Annotated in this window: 23 protein-coding genes; 13 read left to right on the forward strand and 10 right to left on the reverse strand. The window is 71.3% G+C overall.

What is annotated here, in order from left to right:
• Positions 1-17 precede the first annotated feature (17 nt).
• On the forward strand, positions 18-1,643 hold the full coding sequence (gene xseA, locus ACO2Q3_RS04875; protein ID WP_423305408.1) for an exodeoxyribonuclease VII large subunit: 1,626 nt from the start codon (positions 18-20) through the stop codon (positions 1,641-1,643).
• 71 nt (positions 1,644-1,714) lie between these two features.
• Positions 1,715-1,945, forward strand: a complete 231-nt coding sequence (locus ACO2Q3_RS04880; protein ID WP_423305409.1) for a DUF2093 domain-containing protein — start codon at positions 1,715-1,717, stop codon at positions 1,943-1,945.
• Positions 1,946-1,949: 4 nt separating this feature from the next.
• On the opposite strand, the gene ACO2Q3_RS04885 is transcribed toward ACO2Q3_RS04880, so the two are convergent.
• A complete protein-coding gene (locus ACO2Q3_RS04885) occupies positions 1,950-2,855 on the reverse strand; it encodes a lysophospholipid acyltransferase family protein (protein WP_423305410.1) in 906 nt (301 codons plus the stop codon).
• 195 nt (positions 2,856-3,050) lie between these two features.
• Between ACO2Q3_RS04885 and ACO2Q3_RS04890 the strand changes: the two genes are divergently transcribed.
• Both ACO2Q3_RS04890 and hisN read left to right on the forward strand, forming a co-directional pair.
• A complete protein-coding gene (locus ACO2Q3_RS04890; RefSeq protein ID WP_423305411.1) occupies positions 3,051-3,455 on the forward strand; it encodes a helix-turn-helix domain-containing protein in 405 nt (134 codons plus the stop codon).
• 217 nt (positions 3,456-3,672) lie between these two features.
• A complete protein-coding gene (gene hisN / locus ACO2Q3_RS04895; protein WP_423305412.1) occupies positions 3,673-4,488 on the forward strand; it encodes a histidinol-phosphatase in 816 nt (271 codons plus the stop codon).
• A gap of 131 nt (positions 4,489-4,619) precedes the next feature.
• On the opposite strand, the gene ACO2Q3_RS04900 is transcribed toward hisN, so the two are convergent.
• Entirely contained in the window at positions 4,620-5,576 is a 957-nt protein-coding gene (locus ACO2Q3_RS04900; protein WP_423305413.1) for an alpha/beta fold hydrolase, read from the reverse strand.
• A 6-nt stretch (positions 5,577-5,582) separates the two neighbouring features.
• Positions 5,583-5,891, reverse strand: a complete 309-nt coding sequence (locus ACO2Q3_RS04905) for an SCP2 sterol-binding domain-containing protein (protein ID WP_423305414.1) — start codon at positions 5,889-5,891, stop codon at positions 5,583-5,585.
• A gap of 251 nt (positions 5,892-6,142) precedes the next feature.
• Here ACO2Q3_RS04905 and ACO2Q3_RS04910 point away from each other — a divergent pair, with 251 nt between their 5' ends.
• Positions 6,143-6,601, forward strand: coding sequence for an Hsp20 family protein (locus ACO2Q3_RS04910; protein WP_423305415.1), 459 nt, complete (start codon positions 6,143-6,145; stop codon positions 6,599-6,601).
• Between the two features lie 69 nt (positions 6,602-6,670).
• On the opposite strand, the gene ACO2Q3_RS04915 is transcribed toward ACO2Q3_RS04910, so the two are convergent.
• The 3 genes from ACO2Q3_RS04915 to gpmA form a co-directional block, all read right to left on the reverse strand.
• Positions 6,671-7,936 carry a pentapeptide repeat-containing protein gene (locus tag ACO2Q3_RS04915; protein WP_423305416.1) on the reverse strand — a complete coding sequence of 422 codons (1,266 nt, stop codon included), beginning with the start codon at positions 7,934-7,936 and terminating at the stop codon, positions 6,671-6,673.
• 100 nt (positions 7,937-8,036) lie between these two features.
• Positions 8,037-9,296 (reverse strand): pentapeptide repeat-containing protein, encoded by a 1,260-nt coding sequence (locus ACO2Q3_RS04920; RefSeq protein ID WP_423305417.1) that lies wholly within the window; start codon positions 9,294-9,296, stop codon positions 8,037-8,039.
• A 105-nt stretch (positions 9,297-9,401) separates the two neighbouring features.
• On the reverse strand, positions 9,402-10,115 hold the full coding sequence (gene gpmA, locus ACO2Q3_RS04925; RefSeq protein ID WP_423305418.1) for a 2,3-diphosphoglycerate-dependent phosphoglycerate mutase: 714 nt from the start codon (positions 10,113-10,115) through the stop codon (positions 9,402-9,404).
• 93 nt (positions 10,116-10,208) lie between these two features.
• Between gpmA and ACO2Q3_RS04930 the strand changes: the two genes are divergently transcribed.
• The 3 genes from ACO2Q3_RS04930 to ACO2Q3_RS04940 all read left to right on the forward strand — a co-directional run bounded on the left by ACO2Q3_RS04930 (position 10,209) and on the right by ACO2Q3_RS04940 (position 13,329).
• Entirely contained in the window at positions 10,209-10,388 is a 180-nt protein-coding gene (locus tag ACO2Q3_RS04930) for a hypothetical protein (protein WP_423305419.1), read from the forward strand.
• Between the two features lie 57 nt (positions 10,389-10,445).
• Positions 10,446-11,945, forward strand: a complete 1,500-nt coding sequence (locus ACO2Q3_RS04935) for a phosphomannomutase/phosphoglucomutase (RefSeq protein WP_423305420.1) — start codon at positions 10,446-10,448, stop codon at positions 11,943-11,945.
• A gap of 82 nt (positions 11,946-12,027) precedes the next feature.
• Positions 12,028-13,329, forward strand: coding sequence for a UDP-glucose dehydrogenase family protein (locus ACO2Q3_RS04940; RefSeq protein ID WP_423305421.1), 1,302 nt, complete (start codon positions 12,028-12,030; stop codon positions 13,327-13,329).
• Positions 13,330-13,335: 6 nt separating this feature from the next.
• Here ACO2Q3_RS04940 and ACO2Q3_RS04945 read toward each other — a convergent pair whose 3' ends face one another.
• Entirely contained in the window at positions 13,336-13,488 is a 153-nt protein-coding gene (locus ACO2Q3_RS04945) for a hypothetical protein (RefSeq protein WP_423305422.1), read from the reverse strand.
• A 201-nt stretch (positions 13,489-13,689) separates the two neighbouring features.
• On the opposite strand from ACO2Q3_RS04945, the gene ACO2Q3_RS04950 reads away from it, so the two are divergent.
• A complete protein-coding gene (locus tag ACO2Q3_RS04950) occupies positions 13,690-14,310 on the forward strand; it encodes a DUF3828 domain-containing protein (protein ID WP_423305423.1) in 621 nt (206 codons plus the stop codon).
• Between the two features lie 160 nt (positions 14,311-14,470).
• Here ACO2Q3_RS04950 and glmM read toward each other — a convergent pair whose 3' ends face one another.
• Positions 14,471-15,823: a phosphoglucosamine mutase gene (gene glmM, locus ACO2Q3_RS04955; RefSeq protein WP_423305424.1), complete on the reverse strand. Its 1,353-nt coding sequence runs from the start codon at positions 15,821-15,823 to the stop codon at positions 14,471-14,473.
• Between the two features lie 184 nt (positions 15,824-16,007).
• Between glmM and glmS the strand changes: the two genes are divergently transcribed.
• Positions 16,008-17,822 (forward strand): glutamine--fructose-6-phosphate transaminase (isomerizing), encoded by a 1,815-nt coding sequence (glmS, locus tag ACO2Q3_RS04960; RefSeq protein ID WP_423305425.1) that lies wholly within the window; start codon positions 16,008-16,010, stop codon positions 17,820-17,822.
• 94 nt (positions 17,823-17,916) lie between these two features.
• Here the strand turns inward: glmS and ACO2Q3_RS04965 are convergent, their stop codons facing one another.
• A complete protein-coding gene (locus ACO2Q3_RS04965; protein WP_423305426.1) occupies positions 17,917-18,171 on the reverse strand; it encodes a hypothetical protein in 255 nt (84 codons plus the stop codon).
• 123 nt (positions 18,172-18,294) lie between these two features.
• On the opposite strand from ACO2Q3_RS04965, the gene ACO2Q3_RS04970 reads away from it, so the two are divergent.
• The 3 genes from ACO2Q3_RS04970 (at position 18,295) to ACO2Q3_RS04980 (ending at position 21,352) form a co-directional block, all read left to right on the forward strand.
• Positions 18,295-19,179, forward strand: coding sequence for a UTP--glucose-1-phosphate uridylyltransferase (locus ACO2Q3_RS04970; protein WP_423305427.1), 885 nt, complete (start codon positions 18,295-18,297; stop codon positions 19,177-19,179).
• Positions 19,176-20,063: an NAD-dependent epimerase/dehydratase family protein gene (locus ACO2Q3_RS04975; protein ID WP_423305428.1), complete on the forward strand. Its 888-nt coding sequence runs from the start codon at positions 19,176-19,178 to the stop codon at positions 20,061-20,063. The genes ACO2Q3_RS04970 and ACO2Q3_RS04975 overlap by 4 nt, the downstream gene beginning before the upstream one ends.
• Positions 20,064-20,281: 218 nt before the next feature.
• Positions 20,282-21,352: a 3-deoxy-7-phosphoheptulonate synthase gene (locus tag ACO2Q3_RS04980; RefSeq protein WP_423305429.1), complete on the forward strand. Its 1,071-nt coding sequence runs from the start codon at positions 20,282-20,284 to the stop codon at positions 21,350-21,352.
• A gap of 4 nt (positions 21,353-21,356) precedes the next feature.
• Here ACO2Q3_RS04980 and ACO2Q3_RS04985 read toward each other — a convergent pair whose 3' ends face one another.
• A complete protein-coding gene (locus tag ACO2Q3_RS04985; protein WP_423305430.1) occupies positions 21,357-22,604 on the reverse strand; it encodes a histidine-type phosphatase in 1,248 nt (415 codons plus the stop codon).
• Positions 22,605-22,663 lie beyond the last annotated feature (59 nt).

Below are 22,663 nucleotides of genomic sequence, written 5' to 3' on the forward strand. Positions count from 1 at the left end.
GCGCTATAGAGGCGCGCATGACCGATCTCGCGCCCGAGTCCGGGACCGCCGCCCCCGGCAACGCCCAGCCAGGGGGCGGCAACGCCCAGGCCTATTCCGTCTCGGAACTGGCCTTCGCGCTGAAGCGCACCATCGAGGACGCCTACGGCTTCGTGCGCCTGCGCGGCGAGTTGTCCAAGGTCACCTTCCACGGCAACGGCCACGTCTACCTGGACATCAAGGACGAGCGGGCCTCGATTTCCGGCGTGATCTGGAAGGGCAATGTCCGCCAGCTGAACGTGCGGCCGGAGACCGGGCTGGAAGTGATCGTCACCGGCAAGGTCACCACCTTTCCCGGCCGCAGCCAGTACCAGATCATCATCGAGACCATGGAGCCGGCGGGCATGGGCGCCCTGCTGGCCCAGCTGGAGCGGCTGAAGGCGCGACTGGCCGCCGAGGGCCTGTTCGCCGCGGACCGCAAGCGGCCGCTGCCGGCCATGCCCCGGGTGATCGGCGTGGTCACCAGCCCCACCGGGGCGGTGATCCGCGACATCCTGCACCGCATCCGCGACCGCTGGCCCTGCCGGGTGATCGTCTGGCCGGTGGTGGTGCAGGGCGACCAGGCTGCCGCCCAGGTGCGCGCCGCCATCCAGGGCTTCGACGCCCTGCCGCCGGGCGGCCCGATCCCGCGCCCCGACCTGCTGATCGTGGCCCGCGGCGGGGGGTCGGTGGAGGACCTGTGGCCGTTCAACGACGAGGCCCTGGCCCGGGCGGTGGCCGCGACCACGATCCCGCTGATCTCCGCGGTGGGGCACGAGACCGACACCACCCTGATCGACTTCGTCTCGGACCGCCGCGCGCCCACGCCGACCGCGGCGGCGGAGATGGCCACGCCGGTGTTCGCCGAGCTGGCGGCCCAGGTGGCCGACTACAGCCGGCGCATGACCCAGTGCGGCGAGCGCACCCTGGAACACCGCCGCACGCGCCTGTCGGCCGCGGCGCGCGGCCTGCCCCGCCCCACCGACCTGATGGCCATCGCCACCCAGCGCCTGGACCTGGTTGCCGGTCGGCTGGGCGCGGCGCTGGAGAAGAACGTCGCGGCTCACCGCCAGGACCACGTGCGGGTCGCCTCGCGCCTGCGCCCGGGGCTGCTGGAGCGGCCGATCCAGGTGGGCCGCCAGCGCCTGGGCGCCAGCGCCGAGCGCCTGGCGCCGGCGGTCCGCCGCCGGCTCGAGCGGTCGGCCGACCGGATGGCGGGGGTCGAGAAGCTGGGCCTGCTGCTCGAACGGCCCATCCAGAACGGCGCCCAGCGGCTGGCCGCCAGCGCGGACCGGCTGGCCCCGGCCGTGCACCGGCGCCTGGAGCGGTCGGTGGAGCGGCTGGTCGCGCTGGAGAAGCTGCGGCTGTCGCTGAACCCGGACGGGCCCCTGAGCCGCGGCTTCGCCCGTATCCACGACGCCGAGGGCCGGCTGATCCGCTCGGCCGGAGCGATGAGCGCCGGCGAGGCCGTGCGCATGCACTTCGCCGACGGAGACCGGCAGGCCGTGGTGGATGGCGCGGCGTCCCTGCCACCCGGCGTCGCGGCCCCGCCCGCCCCGCGCCCGGCGCCGCCAAGGCCGGCGCGGCCCAAGCCCGGCGACCCTGGCCAAGGTGACCTCTTCTAGGGGCGACCTCTTCTAAGCGGCGGCTGCGCTCCCTATTTGGAACCGGCCCCGATCGCGGTATCCTTGAGCTCATGAACGCGCACGACCGAGACTTCACCGGCAAGGCCAACGAGATCGCCATGGTCCACTATGGCGACGGCGAACTGGCGATCCTGAAGCCGGGCCGCTACGTGATCTGCGCCGTCAGCGGCAAGCGCATCCCGCTGGAGGCCCTGCGCTACTGGAGCCCGCAGCTGCAGGAAGCCTACGCCGGCCCGGCCGAGGCTCTCGCCCGCTGGCAGGAACTGAACCCCAAGGGCTGAGCCCTCAGAGCCCCCTGGCCTCCAGCTCGGCGTAGTCGCGCGCCGGCCAGCGCCGGTGCACCCAGAACCATCCCTCCGGACGCTCGCGCACCCGATCCTCGATGAAGCCGGTGATCGCGGCGACGCCGGCGGCGATATCCGCGGCGCGATCGCCGGTGTCGGGCATCACCAACGGCGCGTGCAGCACGCAGCGGAACCGCGCCCCGGCCAGGCGCTGCAGCGAGATCGGCTGCACCAGAGCCCCGAACCGGATCGCCAGGCGCGCCGCCGCCGGCAGGGTGTCCACCGGCCGGCCGAAGAACGGGGCCGGCACGCCGCCGTCGTACTTCTGGTCGTTCATCATCGCCACCGAGACCCCGCGCTGCAGCGCCTCCAGCAGTTCGCGCGCGCCGTCCGCGCCCTTCGGGGCGAACAGGCGCACGCCGTAGCGGCGGCGACTGCGCTTGATGCGCGCGTCGACGTAGGGGTTGTTGGCCGCGCGGTAGGTGATGTCGCACGACACGCCCGCTCCCACGATCACCGCCGCCATCACCTCCCAGTTGGCGAAGTGGCCGGTGACGAACACCGCCGGCGGACCGCCCGCCGCGATCGCCGCCAGCCGCTCGGCCCCGACCACCTCGACCCGCCCGCTGGCCGGGGTCAGCCGGTCGACCACGGGGAATTCGAAGAAGGTGCGGCCCACGTTCCGCCACTGGGCGTCGAGCAGCCGCGCCCGCTCGGCCTCGCCCATGTCCGGGAACGCCAGCCTGAGGTTGCGCGCCGCCACCCGGTGCTGCCGGGTCAGCGGGCCGATCCAGCGCGCCAGCCGCGCGCCCAGGGCCGAGGCGACGTCCACCGGCAGGGCGCGGATCAGCAGGGTGAACAGGTCGAACCCGGCGGCCTCCAGCCGCCACCTCACGTCCCGCCACATACGCCCGCCCCGTCCAGGGTTCCGGCCCGCCGGGCCGCGCATCCTCGCCATGGCCCCAATAGGCCACAGCCCTGCGACCGTGCAACGCACCCTCGTCCTGGGCTGGCGCCGGCGCCCGGCACACGCCTTGCGGAAGATCAGGCCAGACGTGCCGTTTCGGCACAGGGGCATTGACTGAGAGAGCAGGCGTTCACCATGGGCGATGACATCGACCTCCACCTCGGCAAGCGGCTTCGTCGTCGGCGTCGGCTGCTGGGCCTGACCCAGCAGCAGCTGGCCGGCGCCTGCGGCGTGCGCTTCCAGCAGATCCAGAAGTACGAGTGCGGCGCCAACCGCATCTCGGCCGCCCGCCTGTGGCAGCTGTCCGAGGCGCTGGAGGTGCCGGTGGGCTACTTCTTCGACGGCCTGTCGGAGACCAACCAGCGCCTGCGCGAGCGCGACTCCGAGCGCGCGGGCAACATCGCCGGACCGGGCGAACTGGTGGCCCGCAAGGAAACCCTCGACCTGATCCGCGCGTATTACCAGCTGGGTGAGCGGCCGCGGCGGCGGCTGCTCGATCTGGCCAAGTCGCTCAACGGCGCAGACTCCGACGCCGCCTGAAGTTCCAGGTCCGGCGACGCTGTCGCGCCGGACCGACGAGTTGGAGCGTGCAGCTTTGACGCAGGGCCTGACCTTCCTGCCGAGCACGCTCCTGGCCCGCCGTCGTGGTTCGATGGCGCCGTCTCCGTTCAACTTGGGGGTTAGGACGGACGGCCCCGCGGCTTTGGCCGCGGGGGGCCGCCTTTATTGCGGCGGCGGCCTCGGCTAAAGCTTGCCGATGCTCACCGCCGACCAGTTCGACACCCTCGACCGCTTCCTGCTGGACCTCAACGCCGCCGCAGGAGACGTGATCCTGCCGCTGTTCCGCACCGAGCAGGACGGCATGGAGGACAAGGGGCCGGCGGGCGCCTTCGACCCCGTCACCGCTGCGGACAAGGGCGCGGAGGCGGCGATCCGCAAGCTGATCGGCGAACGGTTCCCCGAGCACGGGGTGATCGGCGAGGAATATGGCGAGGACCGGCCGGACGCCGAGTTCGTCTGGGTGCTGGACCCGGTGGACGGCACCCGCGCCTTCATCGCCGGCCTGCCGGTCTGGACCACGCTGATCGGCCTGCGCTTCCAGGGCCGGCCCGTGCTGGGATCGATCGGCCAGGCCTATACCGGCGAGATCTACATCGGACACGCGGGCGGCTCGCGCCTGATCAGCCGCGAGGGGACGCGCCCGCTGAAGGTGCGCAAGGGCATTCCGCTCACCCAGGCGATCATCGCCACCACCGATCCGCACGCCTGCTTCAACGGCGCCGAGCTGGGCGCCTGGCGACAGGTGCGCTCGGCCGCCCGCCTGGCGCGCACCGGCTGCGACGCCTATGCCTACGCCCAGGTGGCCGCCGGCCGCATCGACCTGGTGGTCGAGGCCGGCCTGAAAAGCTGGGACATCGATGCGGCGATCCCGGTTCTGGAAGGCGCCGGCGGCTATGTCACCGACTGGACCGGCGCGCCGGTGGGCGCCTTCGGCGGCCAGGTGGCGATCGCCGGCGAAAAGGCCGTGCTGGACGAAGCGCTCGTAGCGCTGAAGCGGGCGGCGACGGTCTAGGCGCGGCGCGCGCCCCTCACCCAACCCTCTCCACACTGCGTGGGCGAGGGCTTTTGAATTCGGACCCCACAAGAACTTAGCCCTCGCCCCGTTTACGGGGAGAGGGTGGGGTGAGGGGTCTCACGGCGCCCTCAGGCGCGCGGGGCGACCTGGTCGGCCAGGGCGTCGAACTCGCCCCAGAACACCGTCCGGATGTCGTCGGTCTCCTGCAGGATCTCGTGGTAGGCGCCGGGAATCTCGACGAATCTGCCCTTGGCGATGCGGGCGGTGACGAGGCGCTGGCCGGTGATGTCCACCAGCTTGTCCTGCCCCGCCGCGACCACGGTCACCGGGATGTCCAGGCGGGTGACGCCGGTCCCCGAGCGCAGCTCGGCGATGGCGCGGAAGGCGAAGTCCAGCCAGCCCCAGGTCGGCCCGCCCAGGGCGAGATCCGGACAGGCCTCGACCTGCGCCTGGTTGCGGTCGTAGCGGGCCCTGTCGTGGGTCAGCACGTTGGTCTCGAACGGTGAGGTGATCGGGCTGTCGGCCCGCCCCTGCACCATATTGGCGGCCGCGCCGAGGGCGGAGAGCCCGCCCGACAGCAGCACCGCGATCGGCCTGGGTATGCCGCCCGTCAACAGGGCCAGCATCGGCGCGGAGAGCACCGCGCCGGAAAAGCCCTTCTGCCCCAGCGCCAGGCACAGCAGCGTCAGGCACCCGCCCATGGAGTGGCCCATGGCGATCCAGGGCTTCGGCAGCCGGTCCTGGTAGGCCGTGATCAGGGCGGTGAAATCGGCGACGAAGGCGCGGTAGCCGGCGGCGTGGCCCTTCAGCCGCTGGGGCAGCAGGCGCTGTGACAGCCCCTGCCCGCGCCAGTCGTGGGCCAGCACCGTGAAGCCGCGCGCGCGCAGCTCGGCGATGACCTCGAAGTATTTCTCGATCGGCTCGGTGCGCCCGCCGCTCAACACCACGGACCCGCGCGGGGTCCCGACCGCCGGAAACAGGGCCGCCCGCAGCCGAAAGCCGCCGGCGCCCTCGAACCAGGCCGCCTCGCCGCCCGGCGGAACCGGGGCGGCGGGGGTGTCGATCAGGGGCGCAGCCTCGCCCACCTCGGATCAGCGCATCTTGTTGAACAGGGTCTGCATCTTGCCTTGCAGGCCCATGGCGACGCCCATGTCCGACAGCTGCAGGCGGCCGGTCATCACCGCGGTCATCGGGTCCAGCTTGCCTTCGCCCATGGCGACCAGGTCGTCCAGCGCGATGGTCATGGTCAGGTCGGCGGGCTTGTCCTCGTTGGAGACTTCCGCACCGTTGATGTAGACGACGCCGTCGCCCTTCAGATTGAATTTCAGGCTCTTGCCCAGACCGGAGTCGTCGCCCACGGCCGTCTTGACGCGGTCGGTGAGCTCTTGAAGCGTAGCCATGGACGAAGGTCTCCCTCGGGGGTTTGAGTTCCAGGTTCGCCCCTAGCCCGCCCCCGGGCCGGGCGCAAGTGAACAGTGTTCAGACCGCCAAGTTCGTCGGCGCCGCGCCCCCCCTTGAACGGCGATCTGCGGCGCCTAACTAGATCGCTGGAGGCGCTGGTTCCCGGGCCTCCCGGATCCCGCGAGGCCAGTTGGCTCGCGCCCGGTCCGCACATCATTGCAACCTTGCTTGTCCAAGAAGGATGTACCGTATGCGCACGATCGACTTCTCGCCCCTCTACCGCTCCGTCGTGGGTTTCGACCGCCTGGCCGACCTGCTCGACGCCGCCACCAGCGAAGCGGCCACGGGCTATCCCCCGTACAACATCGAACGCACCGCCGATAACGCCTACCGCATCGAGATCGCGGTGGCCGGCTTCAAGCCGGAAGACTTGAACATCGAGGTCAAGGAGAACCTCCTGACCGTGCAGGGCCGCAAGGTCGCCAACGACGAGGCCAAGCGCTACCTGCACCGCGGTCTGGCCGAGCGCAACTTCGAGCGCCGCTTCCAGCTGGCGGACTATGTCGTGGTCACCGACGCCAACCTGGCCGATGGCCTGCTGTCCATCAGCCTGAAGCGCGAACTGCCGGAAGCGCTGAAGCCGCGCCGCATCGAGATCGGCGCCGCCAAGCCGGCCGAGACCCTGATCGAAGGCGAAAAGGCCGCCTAAGTCCGGCCTCGCAGGAGTATCGCGAGACGAACGGGGCGGCGCCGCGAGGCGCCGCCCTTTTTCGTGGGGTCAGATGTCGACGCCGAGGTCCAGGCCGACCACGGTGGTGACGTTGGCCCCGCGCAGGGTGACGCCCAGCATCAGGGCGCCGGTGAAATCGGCGCCGCCGAGGTCGGTCTCGTCCATCACCGCGTCGCTGAAGTCGGCGGCCTGGGCCTGGGCGTAGCGCAGGCGGCAGCGGGCGAGGTTGGCCGGCGATCCGCGGTCCGGACCGAGCGGCAGGGCGCAGACCTGGGCCCCGCGCAGGTCGGCCTTCGTGAGGTTGGCGCCTGCCAGCCGCGCGCCGCGCAGGTCGGCGCCCTTGAGCACGGCGCCGCGCAGGTCGGCGCCTTCCAGATTCGCCCCCTGCAGGTGCGCCCCGGTCAGGTCCATGCCCACCATGCACGCGCCCTTGGCGCTGAGCGCGGTCAGCCGCATGCCCTTCAGGGCGTCGCCCAGGGTGCGCATGTCCTCGCCGTCGAGCTTGCCCGGCTGGCCGCCCTTGCCGCCGGTGGCGACCCAGACGTGGTGGCCCTTGGCGGTCTGGGCCAGGAACGGCGCGCGCAGCAGCGCCTCGTGCGTCGGCTGGGTCAGGCAGCCGGTCATGTTGGCGCCGGAGGTGCGGGCCCGGCCGACCTCGACGCCCGAGAGCACGGCGCCTTCGAGATTGGCGCCCTCCAGGTTGGCGCCGCCGACATCGGCCCCTTCCAGGATCGCACCGGAGAGGTTGGCTTCCTTCAGATTGGCGCCGGTCAGGTTCGCGCCGCGCAGCGAACAGTCGGAAAAGTCGGTGGCGAAGGCCGAGGCCTCCGACAATTGCGCCCCGTCCAGGCTGGCCCCCGCCAGGATGGCGTGGTCGATGTCGCCGCTGCGCGCCTCGTGGCGCATGGAATCCAGCCCCTTGCGGGGGTGCGGCACGGAGATCTGGCCCACGCGAAAGTCCGCCTGGCGCAGGTTGGCGTTGGTCAGGTTCGCGCCGCGCAGGCAGGCGCCCCTGAGGTCCGCGCGCGCGAGGTTGGCCTTGCGCAGGTCCGCCGTGCGCAGGTCGCAGCCGAACAGCGTCGCCCGCTCGAACTGCGTTCCGATCAGCCGCGCGCCGTCGAACAGCGAGCCGGTGAAGTCGGCGTCGGACAGGTTGCGGGCCGAGAGGTTGAGCCCGGACATGTCCACGAAGTGCATGACCAGGCGCTTGCCGCCGGGACGCCCCGACTGCAGCCGTTCGTGCGCCTCGACCATCATGTCGAGTTCACCCTGGGTAAGGCGTCGACGTCCGGATACGGCAAGGGCGGCGGTCATGGGTGGGGCCGGCTTCGAAGAACAATGATTTTTGCACTTACCACGCCAATATCGCCGATTGGTTAACGGCGCGGTGACGGTTGCCCACGATGGGGAAGTTTCAGAACACGCCGTCCAGGCCGCGGGCGCCGTCGCGCAGGCAGTCGGCGACGTCGATCCCCTTGAGGAAGGCGCCGGTGAAGTTGGCCCGCGACAGGTCCGCGCCGGCCAGCACCGCCTGGCGCATGTCGGCCCGGGCGAAGTCCACGTTCTTGAGGATCGCACGGCTCATGTCGCACGGCAGGGTGCGGTTCGGACCGATGACCAGCGGCCCCAGCTGGGCGTCGCGCAGGTCGGACCCCGACAGCTTGGCGCCGATCAGCCGGGCGCCGCGCAGGTCGGCCTGGCGCAGGTTGCAGGCCCGCAGGTCCGCGCCCTCGAGGTGGGCCCCCTGCAGCTGCACGCCGCTCATGTCGAGGCCGTAGAAGGTGGCGCCCTTGGCCGACAGGGCGGTCAGGTTGAAGCCGGTGATCGACTTCAGCGAGCGCAGGTCGGCGTTGTCGAACACCGAGGGCGAGCCTTCGCGCCCCCCGGTCTCGCACCACAGGGCGTGCGCGCGCAGCATCTCGTCATAGGGCAGCTCGGCGATGTCCTGGCCGACGGTCTTGTCGGTCAGGGCGCCGGCCATGTCGGCGTTGCTGACGTTCCAGCTGTAGGTCTTGGCGCCCACCAGGATGGCGTCGCGCAGGTCCGCGCCGGCGAGATCCGCGCCCGACAGGTCGGCGCCGGCGAGGTTGGCGCCGTTCATGTTGGCCTGCTTCAGGTTCGCCCGCACCAGCTTGGCGTCCTTGAGGATGGCGTCGGAGAAGTCGGCCTTGACCGCCATCACCCCGGACAGGCGCGAGCGTTCCAGGTTGGCCCCCGCCAGGATCACGCCCTGGGCCTGGGTGGCGCGGTCGACGTGCTCGAGCACGCGCAGGCCACGCTCGCGATCGGCGGCGGCGATGGCCCCCTCGCGCAGGTCGGCCTCGAACAGGTCCGCGCCGGTGAGGTTGGCGCCCCGCAGGCAGGCCCCGCGCAGGTCGGTGCGCCGCAGCGACGCCTCGGTGAGGTCAGCGTTCTGCAGGTCGGCGCCGAACAGGTTGGCGTTGTCCAGGCGGGCGCCGTGCATCTTGCACTCCACCAGGATCGCCCCCGTGAAGTCGGCGTCGCACAGGTTGCGACCCGACAGATCGAGGCCGGTCAGGTCCTTCCAGGTGAACACCGCCCGGGCGCCGCCCATGCGCGACGACCACAGGCGGTCGTGCCGCAGGCAGATCACATCCACCTCCGCCTGGGTGAGCTTGCGATGTTGCACGCTCTGGGCGGCGGCTTCCGACATGAGTTCCCCGAGGACGAAAAGAGACTCAGGGACTCTAGGGCGACGTGATTAACGCAATGCTTCCAACCGCTTCCGGCAATGCCCTCGAATCGGCGCCCCTCAGGGTCACGGCGTCGCAGGCAGGGCTTCGGCCCGGTCGGCGTCCAGATAGCGCGCCGAGGTCGGCCGCAGGTCGGCCGCCAGCTCGATCAGCAGCGGGTTGCCAGTGGGGATTTCCACCCCGACGATGCGGTCGTCCGGCACCGCGAACAGCAGCTTGACGATGGCCCGCAGCGAGTTGCCGTGCGCCGCGACCAGGATCGTCTCGCCGGCGGCGAGTTTCGGCGCGATCACCCCGCTCCAGTACGGCAGCACCCGCTCCAGGGTGGTCTTCAGGCTCTCGGTGTCGGGCAGGCGCGCCCCGGCGTAGCGGCGATCCCGGGTGAAGTCGTAAGGACCGCCGGGCGCCAGCGGCGGCGGCGGGACGTCGTACGACCGGCGCCAGACCTTGACCTGTTCCTCGCCGTGCTTCTCGGCGGTCTCGGCCTTGTTGAGCCCGGTCAGGCCGCCGTAGTGGCGCTCGTTCAGCCGCCAGTCCTTATCCATGGGGATCCACAACTGGCCGGCCTCGGTCAGGGCCAGCACGCCGGTGCGGATCGCCCGGGTCAGCACGCTGGCGTAGGCCCGGTCGAACTCGATCCCCTCGGCCTTGATCAGCGCCCCGCCCCGCTTGGCCTGCGCCTCGCCCTCGGCGGTCAGGTCCACATCCACCCAGCCGGTGAAGCGGTTCTCCAGGTTCCACTGGCTCTGGCCGTGACGGAGAAGGACGAGACGCGGCATGGGGCCTCCGGCGCTGCCAGATCGAGGGTCTGGTGGGCGGGGCTAGGGCTCCGGGCTGGCCGCGTCAAGCGCCGGAGGGCTATAAGCCCCTCCATGTCCGACCGCATCGCCCTGCCGCTGCTGGCGCTCCTGGCCCTGGGGCTTGTCGGCCTCGCCCTGGCCTGGCCGCAAGGGCTGGGACGTCGCTCGCCGGCGCCGTTCGGCCACGCGCCGGCGCCCAGCGCCGCGAGGCCGGCAATGCCGCGCGGGGCGCAGCCGCCCGCAGGACCATGAACCTTGGGCTTCGACAACCGTTTGAGCCCCGCCCCCGACACATGCCAAAGAGGCGCCATGCTGCCCGCCCCCCGAGCCGACCTCGTCGCCAACACCGCCGCCTACGAGAGTACGCCGCTGGTCAAGGCGACGGGCTTTCGCGAATACGACGCCCGCTGGCTGCTGGGGTCCGAGATCAACCTGCTGGGCATCCAGGCGCTGGGCCTGGGCCTGGGGACCTATATCCATGAACTCGGCCAGCGGCGCATCGTGGTCGGCCACGATTTCCGCTCCTATTCCCTGTCGGTGAAGCAGGCGCTGACCCTGGGCCTGCTGGAGGCCGGCTGCGAGGTGCTGGATATCGGCCTGGCCCTGTCGCCGGTGGCCTACTTCGCCCAGTTCGACCTGGAAGCGCCGTGCGTGGCCATGGTCACCGCCAGCCACAACGAGAACGGCTGGACCGGGGTGAAGATGGGCGCTCAGGCGCCGCTGACCTTCGGCCCGGACGAGATCGGCCGGCTGAAGGACATCGTGCTGGGCGGCCAGGGCGTCGGCCGGCCGGGCGGAACCCTGATCCACGTCGAGGGGGTCGCCGAGCGCTACATCGCCGACGTCGCCACCCGCTGCCAGCTGAAGCGGCCGCTGAAGGTCGTCGCCGCCTGCGGCAACGGCACCGCCGGCGCCTTCGCCCCCGAGGCGCTGCGGCGCATGGGCGCCGAGGTCATCGAGATGGATTGCGAGCTGGACTGGACCTTCCCGCGCTACAATCCCAACCCCGAAGACCAGGAAATGCTGCACGAGATGGCCAAGGCCGTCCGTGAGCACGGCGCCGACCTGGCGCTGGGCTTCGACGGCGACGGCGACCGCTGCGGCGTCGTCGACAACACCGGCGAGGAGATCTTCGCCGACAAGATCGGCCTGATGCTGGCGCGCGACCTCGCGCCGCTGCACCCCGGGGCCAGCTTCGTCGTCGACGTGAAATCCACCGGCCTCTACGCCACCGACCCGCTGCTCGCCTCGCACGGGGTGACCACCGTCTACTGGAAGACCGGTCACAGCTACATCAAGCGCAAGACCGCCGAGATCGGCGCCCTGGCCGGCTTCGAGAAGTCGGGCCACTTCTTCTTCAACCCGCCGCTGGGGCGCGGCTACGACTGCGGCCTGACGGCGGCGGCGGCGATCCTGGCGATGCTGGACCGCAACCCGCAGCACCGGCTGAGCGACCTTAAGGACGCCCTCCCCGTCGCCTATACGTCGCTGACCATGAGCCCGCATTGCGCCGACGAGGTGAAGTACGGCGTGTGCGATGCGATCGTGAAGGAATACGAGGCCTTCGCCGCCGGCGGCGGCAAGATCCTGGGCCGGGCGATCAAGCAGGTGATCACCGTCAACGGCGTGCGCGTGGCGCTGGAGGATGGCTCGTGGGTGCTGGTGCGCGCCTCGTCGAACAAGCCGGAGCTGGTGGTGGTGGTGGAGAGCACGCGGTCGGCCGACGACATGCGCGACCTGTTCCACAAGGAGGTCAAGCCGAGGCTCGCCCGCCACCCCGAGATCGGCGGCTACAACCAGGAAATCTGACGCCGCGCCGGCGTCTTAAAACTGTGCCGTTGAACGGCCAGATAAGCTTCCGGACACTGAAGACTGTTTGCAAGGAGCCTGCATGCGCGTCGCCATGATCGGTACGGGATACGTCGGCCTGGTCTCCGGCGCCTGCTTCGCCGACTTCGGCCACCAGGTGACCTGCATCGACAAGGACGCCGGCAAGATCGAGCGCCTGAAGGCCGGCGAGATGCCGATCTATGAGCCCGGTCTGGAAATCCTGGTGGAGCGCAACGTCCGCGAGGGTCGCCTGGCCTTCGCCACCGACGGGGCCGAGGCGATCGCCGCGGCCGACGCGGTGTTCATCGCCGTGGGCACGCCCTCGCGCCGCGGCGACGGCCACGCCGACCTGACCTATGTCCACGCCGCCGCCGAGGAGATCGCCGGCCTGATCGACGGCTTCACCCTGGTGGTCACCAAGTCGACGGTGCCGGTGGGCACGGGGGACGAGATCGAGGCCATCATCCGGCGCGTGCGGCCGGACGCCGACGTGGCGGTGGTCTCCAATCCGGAATTCCTGCGCGAGGGCGCGGCGATCGAGGACTTCAAGCGCCCCGACCGGGTGGTGGTCGGCATCGAGGACGAGCGCGCCCGGCCGGTGATGACCGAACTCTACCGGCCGCTGTTCCTCAACGAGACGCCGATCCTGTTCACCGGGCGGCGCACCTCCGAGCTGATCAAGTACGCCGCCAACGCCTTCCTGGCGCTGAAGATCACCTTCATCAACGAGGTGGCGGACCTGTGCGAGGTCGCCGGGGCGGACGTGCAGCAGGTCGCCCGCGGAATCGGCCTGGACAAGCGCATCGGCGGCAAGTTCCTGCACGCCGGGCCCGGCTATGGCGGCTCATGCTTTCCCAAGGACACCCTGGCCCTGGTGCAGACGGCCCAGGATCTGGGACGCCCGCTGCAGCTGGTGGAGACCACGGTGCGGGTCAACGACGCGCGCAAGAAGGCCATGGCCGGCCGCGTGGCCGAGGCCCTGGGCGGCGATCTGAAGGGCAAGACGGTCGGGGTGCTGGGGCTGACCTTCAAGCCGAACACCGACGACATGCGCGATGCGCCCTCCCTGGACATCGTCCCGGAGCTGCAGGCCATGGGCGCGCGGGTCCAGGCCTACGACCCCGAGGGCCACGAGGCGCGCCAGCTGCTGCGCGACGTCGACTTCCGCAACAGCCCCTACGAGGCGGTGGAGGGGGCGGACGTGATGGTGATCATCACCGAGTGGGACCAGTTCCGCGCGCTGGACCTGGACCGGGTGCGCACGCTGATGCGGCGGCCGGCGATCGTCGACCTGCGCAACGTCTATCGTCCGCAGGAAGTGCGTGAAAAGGGCTTCGCCTACGCCAGCGTCGGCCGCGCCTGAGCCGCGCTATTTCAGCAGCGGCAGGGTCACCCACAGCACGCCGGCCCAGAAGGCGGCGCCCAGGGCGGCGATGAACAGGATGCAGGCGATCGGCTTGGCCGCTTCCCTCGCGGGATGAGCGGGCACAGCCTGCGCGCTCCAGGTGGAGTGGCGGGACATTCGGCCTCCTGGCCCCTTCTGCGGGGGCGACGTTCCTCGGGTCTTCTTTTTCGAACGCACCGGTCGAGCGGCGCGATGCGGGAAGGTTACGGGAAATTCATCCTCTGTCGAGGGGACAATTGTCACGCTTACGGGGTGGCGCCGGCCGCGCCAGCGGCTAGGTTACGCCGAACATCGATATCCGAGAGGGCGTAGATCGTCGTGACCAGAATTGCTCATTGTCTTGCCGGCGCGGCGGCGTTCGCCGCCCTCGCCGGCTGCAACAAGCCCGCCGCCCCCACCTCGGCCGCGACCACCGCCGCCGCGTCGGCGCCGGCCCAGACCGCGGCGGCGCCCGCCGCCGGCCAGGACGCCGCCGACGCCAAGGCCTTCCTCGAGGGGCTCTACGCGAACTACGCCAAGGGCGCCTCGACCGACAACAACGCCTTCGCGCCGATGGACAAGGACGCCCCGCGGGTGTTCGACAAGGCGATGGTCGACCTGCTGGCCCGGGACGCCAAGCTGAACGGACCGGACGAGGTCGGCTTCATCGACGGCGACTGGCTGTGCGACTGCCAGGACTACGACAAGATCACCGCCACGGTGACCGTGCAGTCGGCCACCGCCACCGCGGCCAAGGCGGTCGTCGACTTCAAGGTGTTCGACCAGATGCACCGCAACGCCTTCGACCTGGTGAAGGAAGGCGGCGCCTGGCGGGTGCACGACGTGCAGGATGTCGGCGCCAAGCCCCCCGAGCCCAGCCTGCGCGCCGGCCTGGAGGCCGACATCGCCCAGCTGCAGAAGGCGGGAAAGAAGAAGCCCAACCCCGACGAGGCGCCCTAGTTAAAAGCCCTCTCCCCGGTCGCGGGGAGAGGGTTGGGTGAGGGGTGGTCCCGCGTGACGAGCCCGTCCGGATGGCCTCGGCCGACGGCGCCGCCCCCTCACCCAACCCTCTCCCCCGAGGGGGGCGAGGGCCAATCAGGATCAGGCCCGCGCCCTGGGCTCAGGCCGCCGCGGACTTCACCGCCCCGGCGATCTCGCGCACCAGCTGGCCGACCAGCTTCTCGTCGTCACCCTCGGCCATGATGCGGATCAGCGGCTCGGTGCCGGAGGCGCGCACCAGCACCCGGCCCGAGCCGTTCAGGCGCTGCTCGGCGTCCTTGATCGCGCTCTTCACCGTCTCGTGCTCCAGCGGCTTGCCGCCGGCGAAGCGCACATTCTCCAGCTTCTGCGGCACCGGCTGGAACTGGCGGGCCAGGGCGCTCATCGGCTTGCCGGAGCGCACCAGCTCGGCCATCACCTGCAGCCCCGCGATCAAACCGTCGCCGGTGGTGGAGTGGTCCGACAGGATGATGTGGCCGCTCTGCTCGCCGCCCAGGTTGAACTTGCCGGCGCGCATCCGCTCCATGACGTAGCGGTCGCCCACGGCGGTGCGCTCCAGCTTCAGCCCCCGTTCCGACAGGAACCGCTCCAGGCCGAGGTTGGACATCACCGTCGCCACCACGCCGCCGCCCGACAGCTTGTCCTTGGCCGCCAGGGCCGCGGCGATGGTGGCCATGATCTGGTCGCCGTCGACCACGGTGCCCTTCTCGTCGCAGATCACCACCCGGTCGGCGTCCCCGTCCAGGGCGATGCCGAGGTCGGCGCGGTAGTCGCGCACCGCCTTGGCCATGGTCGAGGGATAGGTCGAGCCGCATTCCTCGTTGATGTTCAGGCCGTTCGGCGCGACGCCGATCTCGATCACCTCGGCGCCCAGCTCGTAGAGCGCCGTGGGGGCGACCTTGTAGGCGGCGCCATGGGCGCAATCGATCACCACCCGCAGCCCCTGCAGGCTGAGATTGCGCGGGAAGGTGGCCTTGACCAGCTCGATGTAGCGCGCCTGCGCCTCGTCCATCCGCGCCACCCGGCCCAGCTGCTTGGGCTCGGCGAGGCCTTCCTGCAGGCCCTCGTCCATGTGCGCCTCGATCTCGGCCTCCACGGCGTCGGACAGCTTGTAGCCATCCGGGCCGAACAGCTTGATGCCGTTGTCGGCGAAGTTATTGTGCGAGGCGCTGATCATCACGCCCAGGTCGGCGCGCATCGAGCGGGTCATCATCGCCACCGCCGGGGTCGGCAGCGGGCCGAACAGGCGCACGTCCATGCCGACGCTGGTGAAGCCGGCCACCAGGGCCGGCTCGATCATGTAGCCCGACAGCCGCGTATCCTTGCCGATCACCACAAGGTGGCGGCGGTCGCCACTGGTGCGGAACAGCTTGCCCGCGGCCATGCCGGCGCGCAGCGCCACCTCGGCGGTCATGGGGAACAGATTGGCCTGGCCGCGAATGCCGTCCGTGCCGAAGTAGCCGCGCTTGGTCATGAGGCTTCGTCTTCCATTCGCCGAAATGCTGCGAAACTGAGAAATTAGCTGACCGGCTCTTTGCGGATGCTAAACGCCTCGCCACCACGCTGGGCGCCGCGTTCGCGGGAGCGGTCGGCCGAGCTAAACCTTATCGCGGCCCGAGCCGTTCCACAAAGTCCGTTTCCGAGAGGTCATCCAAGGCATGTGCGGGATCATCGGCATCGTCGGCGTCGAGCCGGTGGCAGACAGGCTGATCGACAGCCTGAAGCGACTTGAATACCGGGGCTATGACTCCGCCGGCGTCGCCGCCATGGTCGACGGCCACGTCGAACGCCGCCGCGCTCAGGGCAAGATCCGCGCCCTCGAGGCCGTCCTGGCCCAGGAGCCCCTGGCCGGCACGGTGGGGATCGGCCACACCCGCTGGGCCACGCACGGCGCGCCCGCCGAGCGCAACGCCCACCCGCACACCGCCGGCCGCGTGACCCTGGTGCACAACGGCATCATCGAGAACTACGCCGAGCTGCGCGAAGAGCTGCGCGCCGAGGGCCGCAGCTTCCAGAGCGACACCGACACCGAGGTCATCGCCCACCTGCTGGACCGCACCCTGGAGACCATCCCCGATCCGCTGAAGGCGCTGAAGGCGACCCTCGACCGGCTGACCGGCGCCTATGCGCTGGGAATCCTGGTCCAGGGGGAAAAGGATCTGGTGATGGGCGCCCGGCGCGGCAGCCCGCTGGTGGTGGGCCACGGCCGCGGCGAGATGTTCATCGGCTCCGACGCCCTGGCGGTCGGCCCCTTCACCAACCGCATCGTCTACCTGGACGAGGGCGACTTCGTCGCCATCGACCACCAGGGGGCGCGGATCTTCGACGCCGCCGGCCAGCCGGTGACCCGCCCCGAGCGGATGGTCTCGCCCGCCGCCGCCCTGGTGGAAAAGGGCAACTACCGGCACTTCATGGAAAAGGAGATCCACGACCAGCCGGAAGCCTGCCAGCACACCCTGTCGGCCTACATCGATCCGGTGACCGCAGCGGCCAAGGCGCCGGGCGTGGACTTCGCCAAGGTCGACAAGCTGCAGATCGTCGCCTGCGGCACGGCCTCCTACGCCGGCATGATCGCCCGCTACCTGTTCGAGCGGCTGGCCGACCTGCCGTGCGAGGTGGAGATCGCCTCGGAGTTCCGCTACCGGCGGCCGGCGCTGGCCCCCGGCGCCCTGGCCCTGGCCGTCTCGCAGTCGGGCGAGACCGCCGACACCCTGGCGGCGCTGCGCTGGTGCAAGGAACGCGGCATCCAGACCGCCGCCCTGGTGAACAACCACGAGAGCACCATGGCGCGCGAGGCCGACGTCCTGTTCCCGACCCACGCCGGGCCGGAGATCGGCGTCGCCTCGACCAAGGCCTTCACCTCGCAGGTTGCCGCCCTCACCGCCCTGGCGGTCGCCGCCGCCCGCCAGCGCGGCCGGATCGACGCCGCCGAGGAGGCGCGCCTGACCACCCTGCTGATGGAGGTGCCGCGCCTGATCGCCCAGTCGATCGGCGCCGAGGACGAGATCAAGGCCATCGCCGCCGACATCGCCCGGGCGCGCGACGTGCTCTACCTGGGCCGCGGGGCGATGTACCCGCTGGCGCTGGAGGGCGCCCTGAAGCTCAAGGAAATCAGCTATATCCACGCCGAGGGCTATGCGGCGGGCGAGTTGAAGCACGGGCCCATCGCCCTGGTCGACGAGGCCACGCCGATCATCGTCATCGCGCCCAGCGACGAGCTGTTCGAGAAGACCGCCTCGAACATGAGCGAGGTGATCGCCCGCGGCGGCCGGATCGTGATGATCACCGACGAGGCCGGCGCGCGGCACGCGCCGGAGGGCGTCCGGGTGGTGCTGGCCCCGGCCTGCGATCCGGTGATCGCGCCGCTGGTGTTCGCCGCGCCGATCCAGCTGCTGGCCTACTACGTGGCCGTGCAGAAGGGGGCGGACGTCGACCAGCCGCGCAACCTGGCCAAGTCGGTGACCGTCGAATAGGCCGCACGAAAAAGCCCCCCGCCTTGCGGCGAGGGGCCTTCTGAAGGGTCGGGGAGCCGGTTGCCGGCTCCTGCCGGTTACGGCCTCTTGCCGGTTACTGGCTCTTGGTGGTCGTGGTGGTCGTCGACTGGGTGCTGGTGGTCGCCTCGCCGGCAGGGCTGGCCGACGACATCGCCGACGAGTCGGCCGGGGTCGCCGACGACATCGCGGAGGTGTCCGCCGGACTGGTCGTCGTGGTGGTGGTGTCCGTCGTGGTCGTCGCCGAGGTGTCGGCCTTCTTCTGGCAGGCGCCAAGGCCACAGGCCATGCTGACCGCCAGCATCACGGCCACGGTGGTGCGTTTCGTCATAGGATATTCCTCCAGGATGCGCGGCGGAAACGAACACGCAAGCGTGATGGTTCCTTGATCGACGGAAAAGAATTTGAGACCGATGCGCCCTCCTGTACGGCGGACGTCAGGCAAGAGGGCTCCATGCGACCTGTCCGTAAAGCTGTGCTGCCGGTGGCGGGGTTCGGCACCCGCGCGATGCCCGCCGCCAAGGCGACGCCCAAGAATCTGCTCAACGTGTTCGACCGGCCGATCCTGGCGCACGTGGTCGAGGAGGGCCGGGCGGCCGGCATCGAGCACTTCATCTTCATCGTCGGTCGCGGCCAGGGGCCGATCGAGGACTACTTCGACCACAACGTCGAGCTGGAGAGCCAGCTGGAGGCCAAGGGCAAGGTCGACATCCTGGCCCTGGCCACCGCCGACCTGCCGCAGCCGGGCCAGATGAGCTTCATCCGCCAGATGCGCGCGAACGGCCTGGGCCACGCGGTCTGGTGCGCCCGTGACCTGATCGGCGACGAGCCGTTCGCGGTGATGCTGCCCGACATGCTGATGGACGCCGCCCCGGCCGCCCTGAAGCAGTGCATCGACGCCTACCAGCAGGTGGGCGGCAACATCGTCGCCGTGGAGCCTGCGCCGCCCGGGCAGGCGCACAAGTACGGCATCGTCTCCCTGGGCGACACCGCGGCCGGCTTCGACGGCCGGCTGAAGACCATGACCGGCATGGTCGAGAAACCGCCGCCGGGGACCGAACCGTCGAACCTGTTCATCTCCGGTCGCTATGTGCTGCATCCGGAGATCTTCGCCCTGCTGGCCGACCACCAGAAGGGCGCCGGCGGCGAGATCCAGCTCACCGACGCCATGCTGCGGCTGATGGCGATCCAGGACTTCCACGCCCTGGAATACCAGGGGACCACCTACGACTGCGGCGACGTGCTGGGACTGCTGCGCGCCAACCTCGCGTTCGGCCTCAAGCACGCCGAGCACGGCGGCGCGGTGCGCGACCTGGCCGCCGGCCTGCTGAAGGGGTGAGCCCCCCTCGCCTGCCCGGCCTGCCCCGCCTTTTCGTGTTCGGCTGGGGCGGCGTCGGCGCGGCCCTGGGCCGGCGGCTGAAGGCCGAGGGCTGGGCGGTGAGCGCCACGGCGCGCTCGGAGGGCGCCGCCGCGGCCCTGGCGGCCGAGGGCGTGCAGGACGTCGACGTCGCCGACCCGGGGGCGCTCGCCGCGGCGGCCGGCGCCGCCGACGCCGTGCTGGTCACCGCGCCGCCGGATGACGGCGGCTGCCCCGGTCTCGCCGCCCTGGCCCCGGCCCTGCGCGCCGGCGAGGCGCGGCCGTGGATCGGCTACCTCTCCACCACCGGGGTCTATGGCGACCACGGCGGACGCTGGGTGTTCGAGCAGACGCCGACGGCGCCCCAGTCGGCCGAGGCCCACCGCCGCGTGGCCGCCGAGACGGCCTGGAGCGCCCTGGCCGCCGAGACCGGCGCGACACTGGCCATCTTCCGCCTGCCCGGCCTCTACGGTCCCGGGCGCAGCGCCCTCGACCGGGTGCGCGCCGGCGACGCCCGGCGGCTGGTCCGGCCGGGACAGGTGTTCTCGCGCCTGCACCTGGGCGACGCCGCCACCGCCATCGCCACCGCCATCGCGCGGCCGCGCGCCGGCGCCGTGTTCAATCTCTGCGACGACCTGCCGGCCCCCAGCGCCGATGTCACCGCCCATGCCGCGCGGCTTCTGGGCCTGCCGGTCCCGCCGGAAGAACCGGTGGACCTGAGCACGCTGAGCGTCCCCGCCCGCCGCTTCTGGAGCGAGAACAAGCGCGTCTCCAACGCCCTGGCCAAGGCCGAACTGGGCTGGCGTCCGGCCTTCCCCACCTACCGCGAGGGACTGGCGGCGATCCTGGCGGCCCAGGGCAGGTGACTCGGCGAAATTTCCGCGCTACAGAACCCGGGCAATGAACCCGTCCGTCGCCAGCACCTATTTTTGGTACTTTTGGCAATCCGATGCCTCTGGCGGAGGACGGGACGAGTTCGACCTGATCTAGACCTCAAGATCACATCCGAACCCCCACCAGCCGCCAGCTCCCTGGCGGCTTTTTTCATGCCGCCGGCGCCGGTCCCACCCGAAAGGCCCACGGCATGACCCTGCAGACCCCGACCCCCACCGACGACCTGCGCATCCGCGCCATCACCCCGCTGCGCCCGCCGGCGGACCTGATCGACGACCTGCCGGTCAGCCACCGGGCCGGCGCCACGGTCAGCGGGGCCCGCGCGGCCGTGCAGTCGATCCTGCACGGCGACGACGACCGGCTGGTGGTGGTGATCGGGCCGTGCTCGATCCACGACCCCAGGGCGGCCATCGACTACGCCGAACGCCTGGCGGCCCAGCGCGAGCGGCTGAAGGGGTCGCTGGAGATCGTCATGCGGGTCTATTTCGAAAAGCCCAGGACCACGGTGGGGTGGAAGGGGCTGATCAACGATCCGCGCCTGGACGGCAGCTTCCGCATCGACGAGGGCCTGCGCGCGGCGCGCCAGCTGCTGCTGCACGTCAACGACCTGGGTCTGCCGGCGGCGTGCGAGTTCCTGGACGTGATCACCCCGCAGTACATCGCCGACCTGGTGGCCTGGGGCGCGATCGGCGCGCGCACCACCGAGAGCCAGATCCACCGCGAGATGGCGTCGGGCCTGTCGTGCCCGGTGGGCTTCAAGAACGGCACCGGCGGCGACGTGCAGATCGCCATCGACGCGGTGAAGGCGGCCAGCCAGCCGCACCATTTCCTGGCGGTGACCAAGGACGGCCGCTCGGCCATCGCCGCCACCAGCGGCAACGCCGACGCCCACGTGGTGCTGCGCGGCGGGACCGCGCCCAACTGCGACGCCGCCAGCATCGCCGGCGCCTCGACGCGGCTGGCCGCCGCCGGCCTGCCGACCCGGCTGATGGTCGACGTCTCGCACGCCAACAGCGGCAAGCAGCCCGAGCGCCAGCCGGGGGTCGCCGACGACATCGCCCGCCGCATCGAGGCCGGCGAGCGGCAGGTGTTCGGCGTGATGGTGGAGAGCAACCTGCTGGCCGGCCGCCAGGACCTGACGCCCGGCCAGCCCCTGGTCTACGGCCGCTCGATCACCGACGGCTGCATCGACTGGGAGACGTCCGCCTGGGTGCTGGAGCGCCTGGCGCGGGCCGTGGAGGCGCGGCGGGCGGGGCGTTGAGCCGTCAGCTCTTGGGAAGGCAGCCGGGAACCAGGCGGGCCTCGACCCGCTGCTTCACCTGCTCCAGCGCGCACAGGCCTTCCGGGCCGTCGGCGCAGCCGTCGACCTTCAGGGGCATGGCGTTGGCGGCGTCGGGCGACAGGCTGCGCAACTGGTCGAGGGTGAAATAGAACACCACCGGCCGGACGTAGCGCCGCTCGCCGTCGCGCCAGACCTCGAAGGCCAGGGCCGTGGCCGGCGCGGTGGCGTCCGGCTGGCCCGGCAGCGACCAGTCCACGTCGAACAGCCCGCCGATCATCGACAGGTTGGTGTCGTGCCCGGCCAGGGCCACCAGCTTCACGTCGGGACCGGACTTCGGCCCCGCGTCGCCGGCCGTTGGCTCGCCCTGCATCGCCTGCAGCATCGCCCGGGCCATCGGCGCGCCGCGGCGGCCGGCCAGGTAGACGTCGCGTCGCAGCAGGCGGGCGGTGCGCTCGTGCGCGGGCATGACCGCGGCGATGTCGTCGGCGGTGACGATCCGGCCCCAGCCGAGGTCCCGGCCCGTCAGGCCCTGGGCGTATTCCAGCAGCAGGTTCTCCGCCAGGGTCGCGCCGGTGGCCATGGGGCCGTTCCAGCCGGCGCCGTAGCGCCCCGCGGCCAGCGTGTCGTCGCCCGCCAGGCAGACGCCGGGACCGCCGTCGCAGCCCGCCGGCGCGACCACCGCCTGCAGCCGCTTCATCGCCGCGCGGGTCTCGTCGGTCTGCAGGCCGCCGGGGCCCGCCAGGGCCGCGACCGCTGCCTGGGCCGCCGCCGGGTCGGTGACGCAGTCGGCGTCCTCGACGCCGTCGAAAATCGGGTCAGGCCCCGGGAGGTTGCGATAGGGTGTGCCGACGCCGCAGCCGGGCGCCAGGCCGTCGGCGAGAGCCATGCCCGACAGCCGCGTGCGCTGGTCGCCGGCGTCCGCCCACACCGCGATCGATCCGGCCGGGGCGCAGCCCTTGGCCGGCAGCAACCCCGCGAGGGCGTAGTGCTGTCGAATGCTGGCGGCCACCAGCCGCACCTGCTCGAAGCCGCGCGGCGTCAGCTCGCCCGGCGCCACGGGCCACGCGGGCCAGGCCTCGGCCGAAAGGGTGTTCAGCTTGTCGTTGGGCGCGGTGGGCGGCCGCACGCCGTGCCGCTGCACCAGCACCACCCGCTCCAGCACCGGCGCCGCCAGGGCGGGGCTGACCGCCGCCGCCCACGCCATCGCCGCCAACAGCAACAGACCCTTCATGCGACCCTCGCTCTGGTAGGCGGCCTGGAAAGTCAGGGCTTCCAGGTCGAGGCGGATGC

This window comes from Caulobacter sp. KR2-114, from assembly GCF_049446115.1.
In the GTDB taxonomy this organism is placed as follows: domain Bacteria; phylum Pseudomonadota; class Alphaproteobacteria; order Caulobacterales; family Caulobacteraceae; genus Acaudatibacter.